Consider the following 15,265-nt stretch of genomic DNA (forward strand, 5'->3'; position numbering starts at 1 on the left):
CCTTTATGCATTTCTGGCAGCTTGACGGACAGTTTCGGGAAGGCAATGGCACGCCGCAGCACGCTCATTGCCAATGAGATTGACCACCCAATTCACATAGTGCGGCAATACGCGCATTCGCGCGGAAAGCAAAGCCGTATGAAGTGCGTCTGCCAAGCGCGGCTGCCCGAGAGCATGCTTGACGGCTTGGTGCGACAGCAGGTCGAGAGTGCAGCCCAGTTGGATATGAGGAAATCGGCTTGAACAAAGCCGCATTGCCTTCCGTTCGTCGATGATCGCGCTCGCGTTCGTATCGATGGCGTAGGCGATCGTCGCAGCTTCACCGTCGTCCAGTGTTTCGGCGCTCGCGCCGACGACCAAACTCTCGAATTGTGGAAGCGCAGTCTCGCCGAGGCTGGCAACAGTTACGACGCCAGCCTTGACCAGATCGGCGAGCATTGCCGCATCGCCTCGTCCCTTCGACCTGCCGTACTCAAGTTCGCCGACGACTACATCGACGACGGCGACATGCTGGGGCAGCGCGTCGAGAATTTCTTTTGCGCATCCGGTCGCATTGAGATTGATGACGACACTTGTGTCCACCACGAGCAATTCGTTGTCAGGTAAGGAGGATTGGGGCTCCATCAGCCTCGTCCTCCTGAACTTCCATGTCATGAAGCATCTCGCGCAGTTCAACCCGGTCGACCTGCAGCAGGCGGGCGAGTTGTCCTTCGGTCAACAGCTCTTGCCGATAGGCTTCCGCCGCAAGGAGGTTGAGCCTCAGAGTCGTCGGGCGGTTGGCCTCGGCTTTCTGCGGGTCAGAGGCCTTGAGGTCCCCAAGGACTTGACTGGCTTGGTCATCCGTGATTCCGCCGTTCTCTTCAAACCAGTCCCAGGTGCCTTTCTTGGTGAGGCCAAGCTCTTCCAGTCTCCGAACAATCGCCTCTCGGGAGACGCCAAAAAAGTGAGCAAGCACGATGATGTGCCGTCGCGTCAGCCTAGACGATCCGGCCGTCACTTCCTGGAATTTCTGCCGTACGGCCCCAGCAGGCGTCATGAACGACCTGCCAAACGCATTTGCATAACGCTCTTCCCGTGAGTTTTCAGGCTCGTCTGCATGGAGCACTTCAGGGGCGTTCCGCACTGAAATGAAATGCCCCAGCTCATGTCCGGCCGTCTGGTTCCGCCGCTCCCTCGGGTGATTGGCGTTCAGAAGAATGCACCCCCCGAGGGTTTCGTCGTAGGCGAAGACGCCCGACACGGAGCCATCAAAGCGTCTCACGTAGACGCGGAGACCTAGCTCCATTTCCAAAAGGGTCACGATATCCACGGCGGGAGCGAAGCCGAGGCCGAGGCGTTGCCTGAGTTCGAGGGCGTCCTGTTCCGCCTGCATACGCACGTCGCCGGACAGAATGGGGCGCTCCGGCGGGTAGTTTCGCGCGCGCTTGATGCCGAGCAGGTTTTCCAGTTCGACTTCAGCGCGTGCGAGATTGGCAAGCAACTCGGTCGCCTTGACTGCACCCGAGTCTTCGCTACCAAGCAGCTTGCGGAAGCGCGGAACGAGATCGACGTGGACGGCTTCGCGGCGCAAGATGGCGTTCACAGAGGTCTGATAAAGCTTTGCCAGCCGCTGGAGTTCATCCATCTTCACGCGGCGCTGGCCCTGCTCGATGGCAACAAGCGTCGTGCGTGCGACGCTGATTGCGTCAGCCGCCTGCTTTTGCGTAAGTCCCGCCGCTTCCCGTGCCAGCCTGAGCCGCTCGCCTAGCTCGGCGATAGGAAGCTGACTGAGAGGAGAGTCATTCATGGCCGTGGAACCCAGTTCGCTACGAACGAGCCCGGTCCGAGGTAGTCGAGATATTGCATCCATTCGCTTTCATGTTTGTCGAGGAGTCGATTGAGAGACGTTCTGATCCCAACTTCTGGGATGGAGCGGGATCGACTGAGTTGAGAGACCGCCAGGTCCAGCGTTCCGTGGTTTGCGGGTGACGACCTGAGGGTCGCAAGATGGTCGAGGTGCAATGCGCCCGCGATGGCATATTCCCGGTGCGCGCCCGTGATTCGGCGGAATGCAGGAGCGGCACCGGCATCGAAGGAATCCGCCGCAAGGTTTTCCCAGACGTAGGTCTCAGGCGCTTCCTCAAGGCCTGCCGCATGAACGCTGAGCCGTCGCAGGAAGCAGGCAGCGCAGATCCCGCATTGACGTTTGCGTCCGGAGACCGACGAGTGCCGGTTTTGCCGCCAACAGGACCACGTCGTATTCCAGGAGGAACCATCCTCACACTCGCGCGCGAACGCTGCGAGCGTTTCGCCTTTGGTGTTCCAAAGCCTGGGGAACTCGAACCGGAACTCGCGGCCGAACAGGCCTTTCAGCAGCTTCTCCATCCGATCGGTGAAAAGAGGGTGCGTGCGGTAGTCCTCGTAGGCCTGACCCACAGGAACGAGCGCCGGACCGAGCGAGCCTTGACCACTCTCCGTCACGATGATGCGGTCGGCTTTCACCATGTAGGCCGCAATGCCGCTGATCATGGAGAATTTGAAGCCCCGCGACCGTGCGCTGGATTCGACAAATGCGCGCGTCCGTGGCTTGACCTTGTACGGAATCGACGTGAACGGCTGTTTCATGCCGATCTTCCCTGCGACGGGCTTGAACTCCTTAGACCCCAGTCGCACCCTGATCAGGCGGTCTCCCAGTTCTCGGTGCATGAGGCCGGCCACGGCCCGCGAGTCAAGGCCATCGCTGAACGGAATGACGGCGCTGCAATCGCCCGGGATGTCAAAAGACGCCTGCTGTGGCACGAAGGCCCTGACCTTGCGGTTGACAAAAGTAAGCGTCCACCGATCCCCTGTCAGGAATTCGAGCGAATCCTTCAAGGGCAGCGCGACTGAACGTGCATTCCAACGATCAGGGTCGTGAACAGGGATGCGCAGTTCGATATCTCGCCCCCAATGGAATGTTTGCCGTTTTTGGATGCGATCGCAGAATTCGATCGCGGCTGCGACAACAAGCGCGTCGAAGATGACTGGCTCCCATTGCGCCAGGCAGTAGCTCTCCAAATGGCTCGTCGAGAACGTGAGGTCGCCGCCAATTTCGCAGGCGATACGCCCACGGCGGGCGCGCAGGCCAGTCTCCGTCACATCGACCTTTACGCTAATACCTGCGCTTTCCTGCGGTGCGCCATTGACTTGCGGGTTCATAGTGGCACTCCGTCATCAAGAGAGTTGTGCTTGATGGACCGTGGCTTTCCGGCCTTCGGCTCCAGGCCCGAGCATTGCTTGGCGAGTCCGTTGAAGTCAGCGGTCGCGATTGCTCCTGCAATGCGTTCGCGGACCTGCTTGGTGAGTTTCCCGGATGCCTCTCGGCAATAGTGTTCCTCGATCTGCCGTGCAGCTCTTGCCGCATACGCATACAGCGCCCGCTGGACCGTCTCCGCCAACGCGTCTTCCCCGTGCATCCCTTCCGCGAGCACTACGACAGCGTGTTCAGTGAGCAAGCGGCCCAATCCGAACCCTGCAGCCGCGCTTGAGAGCGCCTGCGCCTGCGTCGTCTGGGCGTCGCCGAACAGGTCGGGCCGTCCCTCGAGGAAGATGTCACGCAAGCCCTTGGAAAGCACAGATGGCACCTCGCTGCCCCACGTGCTTGCGAGGGCGTGCATCGCCGCCGCAGCCGTGTCGGCCGGGTCGAAATTGGAATTTCCGGCGAGCTTTGCTAGGCGTTTCCATGCCGAGGGCATCTTCAGGCTTCGATAGGGTCCGTCACTCATGCGCACCTCCAATGTCAGAAGAATAACAAGAATATTCTGACAATGTCAAATACGTGGTGTTGTCATGTCTGCCGAGGATAGTGCGTCATGGTTCGGTAGTTTGAAAAAGTCGTATTTATCGTAGTTGTGCTACGATTCAAAGGTACATTTCAATTTGGTCGGTATTTGAATAAAATATATGAATCGTAGTATGGCTACGACTGGAACCAGTAAGCTAAACGCGCTCTATAGCCGCCTCCCACCAGGAACGCCGCTGACTTCGGAGGACTTGGCGGGCCTCGGCATCTCTGCGGACCTCGCCGTGCACTATGTACGCGCAGGCTGGCTCACGCGCCTGACGCGTGGGGTGTTCTGCCGCCCCAATGACACCCCGGCCCTGCATCCGAGCTTGCTCCTACTGCAGCGCCGCTTCGAGGGCCTACACGTGGGCGGCAAGTCGGCCCTGGACTGGTATGGCGTGCGCCAGTACGTGGCGCAGCAGCCGGTGCTGCAACTCTACGGCTGGGCGGCCGGGCACCTGCCGGAGTGGTTCACTGAGCGCTTTCCGGCCGAGTACCACCGCAAGCGACTGTTTGATGAGCAGCCCAGCGCCTTGCTGCACGTCGGGCCGTTGGAGAAGCGCGATGGGGCGCCGCAGGTGTCGGCGCCGGAGCGCGCGCTACTGGAACTGCTGAGCGACGTTGGGGTGCGGCAGCCACTGCAGGAAGCGCGCGAACTGGTGGAAGGCGTCTACAGCCTGCGCGCCGACGTGCTGCGCGAACTGCTGCAGCGCTGCACCAGCGTCAAGACCGTGCGGCTGTGCCTGCAGCTTGGCCGCGAGGCCTCGCTGCCCTGGGCAGCCAAGCTTGATCCGGCCACCTTGCCCACGGGCAGCGACCGGCCCTGGGTGTCCCGATCGGCCGATGGCCTGCTGGTGCTCAAGGCATGAACCAGACCTATCTCGACACCGCGCGGCTGTTGGTCCAGGTCGCGCCATTGGTGTTCGTGGACGATACGTTCGCGCTGAAAGGCGGGACCGCGATCAACCTCTTCGTGCGCGACATGCCGCGCCTGTCGGTGGACCTCGATCTGGTCTTTCCCGACCACACGCTGCCGCGCGACGAGGCGCTGGCACGCATCAACGAAGCCGTCCGGCAGTCTGCCGAGCGCTTGAAGAAGCGGGGCTTGCAGGTGCATGCGCCCGCGGCGGCAGCGGGCGAGACCAAGCTGCTGGTGCGGCGCGGCCCCGTGCAGGTCAAGATCGAGGTGAACTTCGTGATGCGAGGCACCGTTCGGCCGGTGCGCCAAGCCTCGCTCACGCCGGCCGCGCGCGACGTGCTGATGGCCGACCTGGAGATTCCGGTGGTGTCGCTGGAGGACGTGTACGGCGGCAAGCTGGTGGCGGCGCTGGACCGGCAGCACCCGCGCGACCTGTTCGATGTGATGCAGCTCTTCGCGCACGAAGGCATCACGCCAGGCATCCGACGCGCCTTCGTCGTCTACCTGGCCAGCAGCAACCGTCCGGTGCACGAGGTGCTGTTTCCGCCGCTGCGAGACATCCGGCACGACTTCGAGCACAACTTCCAGGGCATGACGGTCGAGCCGGTGCCGCTGGACGCATTGGTCGAAGCCCGCGAGCGCCTGGTGCGCGAGATCCAGCAGGGACTCGATGATGACGAGCGCCGTTTCCTGCTGTCGCTGGTCGCCGGCGCACCCGAGTGGGCGCTGTTGGGCATCGACCAGCTGGAGCATCTGCCAGGCGTGCGATGGAAGCTGCACAACCTGACGCAGCTGCAGAAGACCAATGCGAAGAAGTTTGCAGAGCAGGCAGCCTTATTGGCCGCCCGATTGAACGGCTAGGAAAATGCGCTAGCGCGTGCAATCAGAAGGAGGAGACATGCATCCAATTCAAATGCAGGAAGGCGACCGTGGGATCGGCATGGGCTACACCGTCTTCATCAATAGGTTCGAGGCGATCTGCCAAGAACACCTGCATGAAGGACGGGCCAGGGCCTTTGCATTCGTCTTCTACAACATGACCAACGGCGTGGTGCGCCGCGCCCTGAGCGACGCTCACGGCTTCCGGCTGCTGCACGAGAAGACCGGCAACGACATCACGCTCTTCTATCTGCATGATCGTGCGTTCGAGACCCACTGGCGCAGCTTCAACAAGACGTTCATGGAGGCGCTGGGGGTTCAGGATCAAACGGTGCCGCCCTGCATGGTGTTCTTTCGCGTGCATGGGGATGACATCGAGGACGTTTCGATCTACCGCATCGATGAGCAGACCACAGACCCCGTTCTGGTCGTCGCCGAGCTTGAGCAGTATGTGGGCGACGCCATCAAGCGTCTGAACGCCGAAGGCGACGTCTCCGCATTATCTGCTCTGGGCAAGCTGACCGCCCCGGTCGGGGCGCTGGCCAAGCTGGGCGAATTCCTGCTCAAGCTCAAGGGAGCCGCCTAGATGCCGAATATTCGATCGCTCGACATGAGGTTTCTCGACGACTTGTTCGAGATGAACGGCGGCTACGTCCTCGACTTCACAGACAGCAGTATGGCGCGGTTCTTCGCAGAAGAACTGAACGTCGACATCAACGACGACGCCTACCGGGAGCACGGTACCTCGAAGGCGAAGCGACTTCGGTGCTACTTGAACAAGGTCGACCTGTCCACTTCGGTCAAGACGCTGCAGATCCTATGGGACTACCGTGAGGGGGGCCGGAAGCATCGCGAGCGTGAGGAGTGGGTCCCGAACGCGGAGGGGCGGTTCTTCTCGCTCTTGAATCGCATGCAGGGCAAGCCCGATGTGGCTCCCGCGGGTGAGCCGCCCAAGGTCGCCTTCGACCTGCCGAAGATTCTCGCGTTGAAGCAACGACTGATTGATCTTTCCTCGATGAAGCCGCATCCGCGAGGTTATGCGTTCGAGGTCTGGCTGCGCGATGCCTTCAATTTCTATGGGTTGGAGGCCCGCGAGCCGTTCAGGAACAAGGGCGAGCAGATCGACGGCAGCTTCGTGCTGCAGGGCGAGACCTATCTGCTGGAAGCGAAGTGGGAAGCGGCGAAGACCAACGCTGCCGATCTCCACGCATTCCAGGGAAAGCTGGAGCAGAAGGCCGCGTGGGCGCGAGGCCTGTTCGTCAGCAACAGCGGCTTCACCGAAGACGGCTTGATCGCCTTCGGGCGCGGCAAGCGCGTTGTCTGCATGGACGGCCTCGATCTCTTCGACGCGCTTGATCGCGAGCTGCCGCTCAACCTCGCGATCGACCGGAAGGTTCGACGTGCGGCGGAAACCGGCCTTCCATTCGAGAGGATTCGGGATCTCTTCTCACGTTGACCGTGCGTTTGCAGGCGCACTCTGCGACCGCGAAATCGCGTGGCTTCAACGTGTCGCTTTCGCACCTTTGGCGGGACGATGGCAGATACTCCAACGAGATACAGCGCGTGCGGGCGAGCTCTGTCTAAGTACGCTGACATACCCTTGTCTATGCCACAGTTTCCGGGCCGTTTGGTTGGTGTAATTTTGGTGTAGTTCCACCGCCAAACCACGCCAATCCAAGCCCAAAGCGCACCCCAGCGAGGTCCGGCGTAGATTCCCTAAGTGTTTGTCGCGAAAGGGAAAATTGCCGTTCGCTCGCCGCAGTACGCCGCCCTGGCTACACAATGGGCGTGTGCTTCTCCGGCGCGGCGCGCTTGTTGTCGTTGGCGGCGCTGGTGGTGACATCGCCGGGCTGGCGGGCCTCGTGGCTCGATTCACCACGCGGCTCGACACCTTGGCCTGCGTCGCGGTTGGATAGGGCTTCTGCTGACATGCGATCCTCTCGGGCGGCTCGCTGCGGAACCGCCTGTGGTCAGGTGTTCCGGCGGTGCGCTGGCACGGAAGTGCCGGTGCCGCCGGAGCAAATGCGCATTTTACTGCGAGGCTGTCGCGCGCGGCACGCCAGCGGCACGGTTACCGCCGAAAACCGCTGGAATATGGGGTGCTTCTCCAGGGAGCGGAGGACGGGGCAAGGCCGTGTGCGCTTCCCATCGCGGTGGCGCGCGGGCGGCAGCGAGCTGGCGGTGCGATAAGGCGGTCGCTTGCGGGTAAGGCGGCAAAGCGGCAAGGCCGCAAAGCGGCAAAGGTGAAGGTGAAGCGGTGAAGCGGTGAAGCGGTGAAGCGCGCGGGGGGATGCGGGTCGACGATGCGCCGGCCGCGCGCGCGATCGCTGCGCGGCCGGGCGGGGTGAGCGTGTTACTCGTCGGTGGCCGCGGGTTTGGCGCTGCGCCTGGCGTTATCCAGCGAATACGGTGCCAGCAGGCGCACCATCTGCGCAAACGCCTTGGGGTTGCCGGCCAGGATTTCGCCCTGTTCGATCTGGCGTGCCTCGCCCGCGTAGTTGCCGACCAGGCCGCCGGCTTCCGTGATCAGCAGCATGCCGGCCGCCATGTCCCAGGGCTTGAGGCCACGCTCGAAGAAGCCGTCGAGGCGGCCGCAGGCCACATAGGCCAGGTCCAGCGCGGCGGCGCCCGGGCGGCGCAGGCCGGCGCAGTTGCGCGTCATCAGCGCGAACATCTCCAGATATTCCTCCACGCCCTCCAGATCGCGGAACGGAAAGCCCGTGCCGATCAGGCAGTCGGCCAGCTTGTCGCGGCGCGTGACGCGGATGCGGCGGTTGTTGAGGAAGGCGCCGGCACCCTTGCTGGCGGTGAACAGTTCGTCGCGGGTGGGGTCGTAGACCACGGCCTGCGCGGGCTGCCCCTTGTGGAACTGCCCGATCGACACCGCGTACTGCGGAAAGCCGTGGATAAAGTTGGTGGTGCCGTCGAGCGGGTCGATGACCCACGTGTATTCGTGGTCGGTGAGTTCGCCCTCCGACCAGGACTGGCCCGACTCTTCCGCTAGAATGGCGTGCTCCGGGTAGGCGGTGCGGATGATCTCGATGATCGCGGCCTCGGCGGCGCGGTCTACCTCGGTCACGAAATCGTTGTGCTGCTTGCGCGAAACGCGCACCAGATCGACGTCGATCGACGCGCGGTTGATGATGGAACCCGCCTTGCGGGCCGCCTTGACGGCGATATTGAGCATCGGATGCATGAATCTCTCCAGGCTGGCCTGACCGCGGGGCGGATGCGCACCATGCCACGTGGGTGTCGTGCAACGGTGGACTGACCGGCTTGAGCGGCCGGAGCCGTCAGAGCCGTCAGAGCGCACCTCACACGAACCTGCACGGGGACACGGGGATTCCGGGTCTGCCAGGCAACAGCAACACAACGAATTGTCGAAGAACGGCGACGCGGCCAGCGGCAGCGTCGGCAATAAAGGCAGCATTGTATAGGAAGCCGGCCGTTGACACACGTGGGCCGGCCTTGCAGCCGCCAGATTCCTACATGAACCAAGAGCCACAACGACCCTCGCCGCACTCGCCACAACCCACGCCCTCCGGCGCCTTTGCGCGCGTACGCGTGGTGCTGGTGGAAACCAGTCACCCCGGCAATGTCGGTTCCGTGGCGCGCGCCATGAAGACCATGGGCTTTGGCGAGCAGCCGGGCAGCCTGGTGCTGGTGTCGCCGCGCGAGCCGGCGGTGCTCACGCACCCCGACGCGGTAGCGATGGCCAGCGGCGCCGATGACGTGCTGGCCGGCGCCCGCATCGTCGACGATATCGAAGCCGCGCTGACCGGCGCGGCACTGACCGTGGCGATGACGGCCCGCCAGCGCGAGTTCGGTCCGCCCCGGTGGCTGCCGCGCGAGGCGGCCGAGCGTGCCGGTACGCTGCTGGCGCGGCCGATGGGTGGGGCCGGGGCCGGTGGGGCCGACCCGGGTGGGCCCGAGATGCGTGGGACACCGGCGGCGGAGCCGTCCGGAGCCGCGGTCGCCTTCGTCTTTGGTAACGAACGCTATGGGTTGCCCAACGGGGTGGTCGAGCGCTGTTCCGCCGTCACGCATATCCCCGCCAATCCGGCCTATGCGTCGCTGAACCTCGCGCAGGCGGTGCAACTGCTCGTCTACGAGATGCGCCTCGCGCTGTTGGCACTGCCGGCGGTGCCGGGCAGGCCCGCTGGCTTGCCCGCGCCGCCGCACGGCGCAGGGGGCGGCTCGGACGCCGGCGTCAATATCGGCTATGCTGGTGAGCCCGCCACGGCGGAGCAGATCGAGTCGATGTTCGGCCATCTGCAGGCGGGACTGGTTGCCATCGGTTTTCTCGACCCCGACAATCCGCGCAAGCTCATGCCGCGTCTGCGCCGGCTGTTTGCTCGCAGCGGCCTCGAGCGCGAGGAGGTCAATATCCTGCGTGGCATTGCACGCGATATGGTGCGTGCGGGCGAGCAGGGTGAGCGCGGTGAGGGCGGTGAGGGCGGTGGCGCCAGCAAGTCAGCACACCAACAGGAGCGATGATAGTGGCGGAGATTCCGGCGTACTACATGCGTGGCGGCACCAGCAAGGGCATGTTCTTCCTCGCGGATGACCTGCCCGACGACGCCGAAGCGCGCGACGCGCTGCTGCTGCGCGTGATCGGCTCGCCGGACCCGTATGCGCGCCACGCCGACGGCATGGGCGGCGCTACCGCCAGTACCAGCAAGGTGGCGCTGGTCCGGGCCTCGCGTCACCCCGACTGCGATATCGACTTCCTGTTTGGCGCGGTGGCCGTCGACGCGCCGCGCATCGACTGGTCCGCCAACTGCGGCGACCTGCTCGCCGCGGCCGGCCCGTTTGCGATCTGGCGCGGTTTTGTGCCGGCCCGCGATGGCGTGGCCACAGTGCGGATCTGGCACGAGAACGTCGGCCAGGCCATCCTGTCCCATGTGCCGTGCCGCAACGGCCATCCCGTCGAGTCCGGCGAGTTCAGCGAGGACGGCGTGCCGTTTCCGTGCTCGGAGATCGTGCTCGCCTATCTCAATCCCCCCGAGATCGTCCACCACAGCGCACGCCGTCTGATGACCGGCCTGGTGCACGTGCCGGAGCGATGTTGAGCGGGACGATGCCGGCGCGCATGCGCGCGCGAATGTCCCTGACGGCATCAGGGCCCGGCGTGCGGAACCCAAATCTCTTACACTCCCTGCTCCCGCGCTGACCCGGGCTGCCGTCATCCCCCGGCAACGACCCCGCTGGCGACCGCCTGCATCGACGCTGCTTCCGCGGCGTCGCTGGCCGGCGGCGTACAGCGGGGCATCACGACCAGACCATGATGTTCACTCGCCTGAAGGAAGATATCGACACGATCATGCTGCGCGATCCCGCCGCGCGCAGCCGGCTCGAGGTACTGACCTGCTATCCCGGCCTCCATGCCGTGATGTTCCACCGCTTTGCCCATGCGTGCTGGTCGGCCGGATTCCGCTGGCTCGGCCGCTGGATCTCGCACTGGTCGCGTTTCCTGACCGGTATCGAGATCCATCCGGCGGTCAAGCTGGGCCGCCGGGTATTCATCGACCACGGCATGGGCGTGGTGATCGGAGAGACTGCCGAAATCGGCGACGACTGCACCATCTACCAGGGCGTGACGCTCGGCGGCACCTCGCTCTACAAGGGCCAGAAGCGGCACCCGACGCTGGGCCCCAACGTGGTGGTCAGTGCCGGCGCCAAGGTGCTCGGTGGCTTCGAGGTGGGGGCAGGCGCACGCGTCGGCTCCAACGCGGTGGTACTCAAGCCGGTGCCCCCCGGCGCGACCGCGGTGGGTATTCCGGCCCGCATCATCCTGCCCGATGCGCCGCCGCAGCAGCAGGGCGCCAAGCAGGAGTTCTCGGCCTACGGGATCACGCCGAATGCGGACGACCCGGTGTCGCTGGCGCTCAAGAGCCTGATCGACAATGCGGCGCGCCAGCATGACCGCATCGAAGCCGTGCTCGCCGCGCTGGACCGGCTGGGCGAGCATCTGGAAAACACGCCAAACGACCGTTTCGACGCCAGCGAGCTGCGCAAGCTGATGAAGTAGCGGCGGCGCCGTCGCGCGATTCCTGCCCGGCATCCGCCCGGGGTCCCCCGCCAACCGCCGCCAGCCGGCCCCGGAGTACCCGGGGCGCCGGGGCGGAAGGTCTTGCCCGGGGCCCGGGCAAATTCCCCTTGCCAGCGCCCGTATCGCGCCCTAATATTTTAGATATAAATTATTTAACCCTGATGGGAATGGCCGCGCGCCGTCGCGGCGGTCGGGCAGGAGACAGGCAATGCGCGTGCTGTGTATCGGCGGTGGCCCGGCGGGGCTCTACTTCGGCTTGCTGATGAAATTGCGCGACCCCGGCAATGACGTGGTCGTGGTCGAGCGCAATCGGCCATACGACACCTTTGGCTGGGGGGTGGTGTTCTCCGACGCCACGCTCGACAACCTGCGCCAGGCCGACCCGGAAAGCGCGCGCGAGATCGATGCCGCGTTCAATCACTGGGACGATATCGAGATCCACTTCGGCGGTCGCACCATGCGTTCCGGCGGCCATGGCTTTATCGGCATCGGCCGCAAGCGGCTGCTCAATATCCTGCAGGCGCGGTGCGAGGCGCTCGGCGTGCGGCTGGTCTTCGAGACCGATGTCACCGACGACCAGGCGCTGGCACGCCAGTACCGCGCCGACCTCGTGGTCGCCTCGGACGGGATCAACAGCCGCATCCGCGCGCGTTACGCCGCGACGTTCGAGCCCGATATCGATACGCGCCAGTGCCGCTTTGTCTGGCTCGGCACGCACAAGCTGTTCGATGCCTTCACCTTCGCCTTCGAGAAGACCGCGCATGGCTGGTTCCAGGCGCACGCCTACCGCTTTGACGACACTACCTCCACCTTTATCGTCGAGACGCCCGAGTCGGTGTGGCGCGCGGCCGGGCTCGACCAGATGAGCCAGGAAGAGGGCGTGGCTTATTGCGAGCGGCTGTTTGCGCGCTACCTCGATGGCCATCGGTTGATCAGCAACGCCACGCACCTGCGCGGCTCCGCCATCTGGATCCGCTTTCCGCGCGTGATCTGCCGCCGCTGGGTGCACTGGAACACGCTTGAAGAGGGCCGCCGCGTGCCGGTGGTGCTGATGGGGGATGCCGCGCATACCGCCCACTTTTCGATCGGCTCGGGCACCAAGCTGGCGCTCGAGGATGCGATCGACCTGGCCGCGGAAATCGGCGGGGGGCGTGCCGGCGTCGATGGCCTGCCCGACGCCTTGGCGCGCTACGAAGCCACGCGCAGCGTGGAAGTGCTCAAGATCCAGAACGCCGCGCGCAATTCCACCGAATGGTTCGAGCATGTCGACCGCTATGCCGGGCTGGCGCCGGAGCAGTTTGCCTACTCGCTGCTGACGCGTTCGCAGCGCATCTCGCATGAGAATCTGCGCGTGCGCGATGCTGGCTACGTGGCAGGCTTCGAGCAGTGGCTGGCGGGGCAGGCCGGCGTGGAGTCGGCGTCGCAGTCGCAGTCGCAGTCGCAGTCGGCGTCGGCGTCGGCGTCGGCGTCGGCGTCGGCGTCGGTGCCAGGGACAGGTCCGAAGGCGCGGCCGCCGATGTTCACGCCGTTCCGCGTGCGTGGCCTCACACTCAAGAATCGCGTGGTGGTCAGCCCGATGGCGATGTATTCCGCCGTCGATGGCGTGCCGGGTGATTTTCACCTGGTCCATCTGGGCGCGCGCGCGCTCGGCGGTGCCGGCATGGTGGTGGCGGAGATGACGTGCGTCTCGCCCGACGCGCGCATCACGCCGGGGTGCCCCGGTCTGTGGAACGATACGCAGCGCGAGGCGTGGCGACGCATTGTCGCTTTTGTCCACGCCAACAGCGATGCGCGCATCGCCATCCAGCTCGGCCATGCCGGTCGCAAGGGCTCGACCCAGCTCGGCTGGGAGCAGCCGGATCATCCGCTGCCGGACGGCAACTGGCCGCTGCTCTCGGCGTCCGCGTTGCCTTATCTGCCCGGCATCTCGCAGATGCCGCGCGCGATGACGCAGGCCGATATGGCGCGGGTGCGCGACGACTTCGTGGCCTGCGCGCGGCGTGCCGCCGAAGCCGGCTTCGACTGGCTCGAACTCCATTGCGCGCACGGTTACCTGCTGTCGAGCTTTATCTCGCCGCTGACCAACCTGCGCGACGACGCCTATGGCGGCACGCTGGCCAACCGGTTGCGCTTTCCGCTCGAAGTGTTTGCCGCGGTGCGGGCGGTCTGGCCCGTCGAGCGCCCGATGTCGGTGCGGATCTCCGCGCACGACTGGGTCGAGGGCGGCATTACCGGCGACGACGCGGTGGAGATCGCGCGCGCGTTCAAGGCCGCTGGCGCCGACATGATCGACTGCTCGTCGGGACAGGTCAGCCCCGACCAGGCGCCGGTGTACGGGCGCATGTACCAGACGCCGTTTGCGGATCGCATTCGCAACGAGGCCGGCATTCCGACCATTGCGGTCGGGGCGATCTTCGAGGCCGACCACGTCGACAGCATCGTGGCGGCGGGGCGCGCCGACCTGTGCGCGATTGCGCGGCCGCATCTGGCCGACCCGGCGTGGACGCTGCATGAAGCGGCGCGGCTGGGCTATGGCGAGGTGCGCTGGCCACGGCAGTATCTGGCCGGCAAGCGCCAGCTCGAAACCAATCTTGCGCGCGCCGCCGCCAATGCCACGCCGCCGGGGAGGTGACGTGGCATGCCGTGAAGCGGCGTGGCGTGGCGTGGCGTGGCGCGGCCGGTCACGGCCGGATGCATGCGTGCGGGATGCGTACCGATGAACGCAGCGGGCAAGACGTGAACAGGGAACACATGGAGACACAACAGGCAGGGGCGGGGGCGCAACTCGTAGGCGTGCGCGAAGTGCCCACGCTGGCTGACCGTCACGCGCTGGTCACCGGCGGCGGGCGCGGCATCGGGGCCGCGATTGCGCACCGCCTGCTGGCCCATGGCGCGCGCGTCACGCTCCTGGGGCGCGATGCCGCCACGCTTGCGGCCGCCGCGCGCGACATGGCGCAGACGCACGGTGCCGCGGGCGAAGGTCCCGCACGCATTCACACCGTCACCGCCGATATTGCCGATGCCGACAGCGTTGCGCACGCGTTTGCCGCGGCCGCCGCGCGCGCCGGTCCCATTACGCTGCTCGTCAACAATGCCGGGCAGGCGCACAGCGCCCCGTTCGCCAGGACCGACCTGGCCCTGTGGCAGCGCATGCTCGACATCAACCTGACCGGCACCTTCCTGTGCACGCAGGCCGCGTTGCCCGCGATGCTGGAGGCCGGCTGGGGCCGCATCGTCAACGTGGCCAGCACGGCCGGACTGACCGGCTATGGCTACGTGACGGCCTACTGCGCGGCCAAGCATGGCGTGATCGGTCTGACGCGGGCACTTGCGCTGGAAGTGGCCACGCGCGGCGTCACCGTCAACGCGGTCTGCCCGGGGTATACGGAGACCGACATCGTGCGCGACGCGGTGGCCAACATCGTGGGCAAGACAGGGCGCAGCGCGGAACAGGCGCGCGCCGAGCTGGCCGCGCGCAATCCGCAGCGGCGGCTGGTGCAGCCCGAGGAGGTGGCCGATGCGGTCGCATGGCTATGCCAGCCGGCGGCCGCGGCAATCACGGGACAGGCCATTCCGGTGGCCGGCGGCGAAGTCATGGCGGGCTGACGGATTC

General features: G+C 65.2%; 15 protein-coding genes. 9 read left to right on the top strand and 6 right to left on the bottom strand.

Going from position 1 to position 15,265, the window contains the following annotated elements; genetic code table 11:
• Positions 1-3: 3 nt before the first annotated feature.
• The 4 genes from DFLDMN_RS01145 to DFLDMN_RS01160 are packed head-to-tail and all read right to left on the bottom strand — an operon-like array spanning position 4 to position 3,743.
• Positions 4-624, bottom strand: coding sequence for a DNA-binding protein (locus DFLDMN_RS01145; protein WP_423196707.1), 621 nt, complete (start codon positions 622-624; stop codon positions 4-6).
• The gene (locus DFLDMN_RS01150; RefSeq protein ID WP_423196708.1) at positions 599-1,786 is read right to left on the bottom strand and encodes an ImmA/IrrE family metallo-endopeptidase; all 1,188 of its coding nucleotides are present in this window, start codon (positions 1,784-1,786) and stop codon (positions 599-601) included. Before DFLDMN_RS01150 ends, DFLDMN_RS01145 begins: the two co-directional genes overlap by 26 nt.
• Complete coding sequence (locus DFLDMN_RS01155; RefSeq protein ID WP_423196709.1) at positions 1,783-3,177, bottom strand: 7-cyano-7-deazaguanine synthase; 1,395 nt, start codon at positions 3,175-3,177, stop codon at positions 1,783-1,785. Before DFLDMN_RS01155 ends, DFLDMN_RS01150 begins: the two co-directional genes overlap by 4 nt.
• Complete coding sequence (locus tag DFLDMN_RS01160) at positions 3,174-3,743, bottom strand: hypothetical protein (RefSeq protein WP_423196710.1); 570 nt, start codon at positions 3,741-3,743, stop codon at positions 3,174-3,176. The genes DFLDMN_RS01155 and DFLDMN_RS01160 overlap by 4 nt, the downstream gene beginning before the upstream one ends.
• Positions 3,744-3,933: 190 nt before the next feature.
• On the opposite strand from DFLDMN_RS01160, the gene DFLDMN_RS01165 reads away from it, so the two are divergent.
• Genes DFLDMN_RS01165 through DFLDMN_RS01180 form a run of 4 tightly spaced genes read left to right on the top strand, consistent with a single transcriptional unit; the run spans position 3,934 to position 7,056 of the window.
• Positions 3,934-4,671, top strand: a complete 738-nt coding sequence (locus DFLDMN_RS01165; RefSeq protein ID WP_423196711.1) for a type IV toxin-antitoxin system AbiEi family antitoxin domain-containing protein — start codon at positions 3,934-3,936, stop codon at positions 4,669-4,671.
• Positions 4,668-5,582, top strand: a complete 915-nt coding sequence (locus DFLDMN_RS01170; protein ID WP_423196712.1) for a nucleotidyl transferase AbiEii/AbiGii toxin family protein — start codon at positions 4,668-4,670, stop codon at positions 5,580-5,582. Before DFLDMN_RS01165 ends, DFLDMN_RS01170 begins: the two co-directional genes overlap by 4 nt.
• Before the next feature lie 37 nt (positions 5,583-5,619).
• Positions 5,620-6,186 (top strand): hypothetical protein, encoded by a 567-nt coding sequence (locus tag DFLDMN_RS01175; RefSeq protein ID WP_423196713.1) that lies wholly within the window; start codon positions 5,620-5,622, stop codon positions 6,184-6,186.
• On the top strand, positions 6,187-7,056 hold the full coding sequence (locus DFLDMN_RS01180; protein ID WP_423196714.1) for a restriction endonuclease: 870 nt from the start codon (positions 6,187-6,189) through the stop codon (positions 7,054-7,056).
• A gap of 319 nt (positions 7,057-7,375) precedes the next feature.
• Here the strand turns inward: DFLDMN_RS01180 and DFLDMN_RS01185 are convergent, their stop codons facing one another.
• Positions 7,376-7,531, bottom strand: coding sequence for a hypothetical protein (locus DFLDMN_RS01185; protein WP_423196715.1), 156 nt, complete (start codon positions 7,529-7,531; stop codon positions 7,376-7,378).
• A 422-nt stretch (positions 7,532-7,953) separates the two neighbouring features.
• Positions 7,954-8,796, bottom strand: a complete 843-nt coding sequence (locus tag DFLDMN_RS01190) for an inositol monophosphatase family protein (protein WP_423196716.1) — start codon at positions 8,794-8,796, stop codon at positions 7,954-7,956.
• Positions 8,797-9,089: 293 nt separating this feature from the next.
• On the opposite strand from DFLDMN_RS01190, the gene DFLDMN_RS01195 reads away from it, so the two are divergent.
• The 5 genes from DFLDMN_RS01195 to DFLDMN_RS01215 all read left to right on the top strand — a co-directional run bounded on the left by DFLDMN_RS01195 (position 9,090) and on the right by DFLDMN_RS01215 (position 15,258).
• Positions 9,090-10,097 (top strand): RNA methyltransferase, encoded by a 1,008-nt coding sequence (locus tag DFLDMN_RS01195; protein ID WP_423196717.1) that lies wholly within the window; start codon positions 9,090-9,092, stop codon positions 10,095-10,097.
• Positions 10,098-10,099: 2 nt separating this feature from the next.
• Positions 10,100-10,672: a PrpF domain-containing protein gene (locus tag DFLDMN_RS01200; RefSeq protein ID WP_423196718.1), complete on the top strand. Its 573-nt coding sequence runs from the start codon at positions 10,100-10,102 to the stop codon at positions 10,670-10,672.
• A gap of 215 nt (positions 10,673-10,887) precedes the next feature.
• Positions 10,888-11,631 (top strand): serine O-acetyltransferase, encoded by a 744-nt coding sequence (gene cysE / locus DFLDMN_RS01205; RefSeq protein ID WP_423198496.1) that lies wholly within the window; start codon positions 10,888-10,890, stop codon positions 11,629-11,631.
• Positions 11,632-11,860: 229 nt separating this feature from the next.
• Positions 11,861-14,284: a bifunctional salicylyl-CoA 5-hydroxylase/oxidoreductase gene (locus DFLDMN_RS01210; protein ID WP_423196719.1), complete on the top strand. Its 2,424-nt coding sequence runs from the start codon at positions 11,861-11,863 to the stop codon at positions 14,282-14,284.
• A 119-nt stretch (positions 14,285-14,403) separates the two neighbouring features.
• Positions 14,404-15,258, top strand: a complete 855-nt coding sequence (locus DFLDMN_RS01215; protein ID WP_423196720.1) for an SDR family NAD(P)-dependent oxidoreductase — start codon at positions 14,404-14,406, stop codon at positions 15,256-15,258.
• Positions 15,259-15,265: the final 7 nt, after the last annotated feature.

This window comes from Cupriavidus sp. H19C3 (assembly GCF_049393815.1).
GTDB lineage: Bacteria > Pseudomonadota > Gammaproteobacteria > Burkholderiales > Burkholderiaceae > Cupriavidus.

Bases quoted from the DNA above. Each gene is read 5' to 3' on its own strand.
- DFLDMN_RS01160 (WP_423196710.1), bottom strand. From the start codon at position 3,743: ATGAGTGACGGACCCTATCGAAGCCTGAAGATGCCCTCGGCATGGAAA.
- DFLDMN_RS01155 (WP_423196709.1), bottom strand. From the start codon at position 3,177: ATGAACCCGCAAGTCAATGGCGCACCGCAGGAAAGCGCAGGTATTAGC.
- DFLDMN_RS01170 (WP_423196712.1), top strand. From the start codon at position 4,668: ATGAACCAGACCTATCTCGACACCGCGCGGCTGTTGGTCCAGGTCGCG.
- DFLDMN_RS01215 (WP_423196720.1), top strand. From the start codon at position 14,404: ATGGAGACACAACAGGCAGGGGCGGGGGCGCAACTCGTAGGCGTGCGC.
- DFLDMN_RS01150 (WP_423196708.1), bottom strand. From the start codon at position 1,786: ATGAATGACTCTCCTCTCAGTCAGCTTCCTATCGCCGAGCTAGGCGAG.
- DFLDMN_RS01190 (WP_423196716.1), bottom strand. From the start codon at position 8,796: ATGCATCCGATGCTCAATATCGCCGTCAAGGCGGCCCGCAAGGCGGGT.
- DFLDMN_RS01210 (WP_423196719.1), top strand. From the start codon at position 11,861: ATGCGCGTGCTGTGTATCGGCGGTGGCCCGGCGGGGCTCTACTTCGGC.
- DFLDMN_RS01165 (WP_423196711.1), top strand. From the start codon at position 3,934: ATGGCTACGACTGGAACCAGTAAGCTAAACGCGCTCTATAGCCGCCTC.
- DFLDMN_RS01185 (WP_423196715.1), bottom strand. From the start codon at position 7,531: ATGTCAGCAGAAGCCCTATCCAACCGCGACGCAGGCCAAGGTGTCGAG.
- DFLDMN_RS01195 (WP_423196717.1), top strand. From the start codon at position 9,090: ATGAACCAAGAGCCACAACGACCCTCGCCGCACTCGCCACAACCCACG.
- cysE (WP_423198496.1), top strand. From the start codon at position 10,888: ATGTTCACTCGCCTGAAGGAAGATATCGACACGATCATGCTGCGCGAT.
- DFLDMN_RS01145 (WP_423196707.1), bottom strand. From the start codon at position 624: ATGGAGCCCCAATCCTCCTTACCTGACAACGAATTGCTCGTGGTGGAC.
- DFLDMN_RS01175 (WP_423196713.1), top strand. From the start codon at position 5,620: ATGCATCCAATTCAAATGCAGGAAGGCGACCGTGGGATCGGCATGGGC.
- DFLDMN_RS01180 (WP_423196714.1), top strand. From the start codon at position 6,187: ATGCCGAATATTCGATCGCTCGACATGAGGTTTCTCGACGACTTGTTC.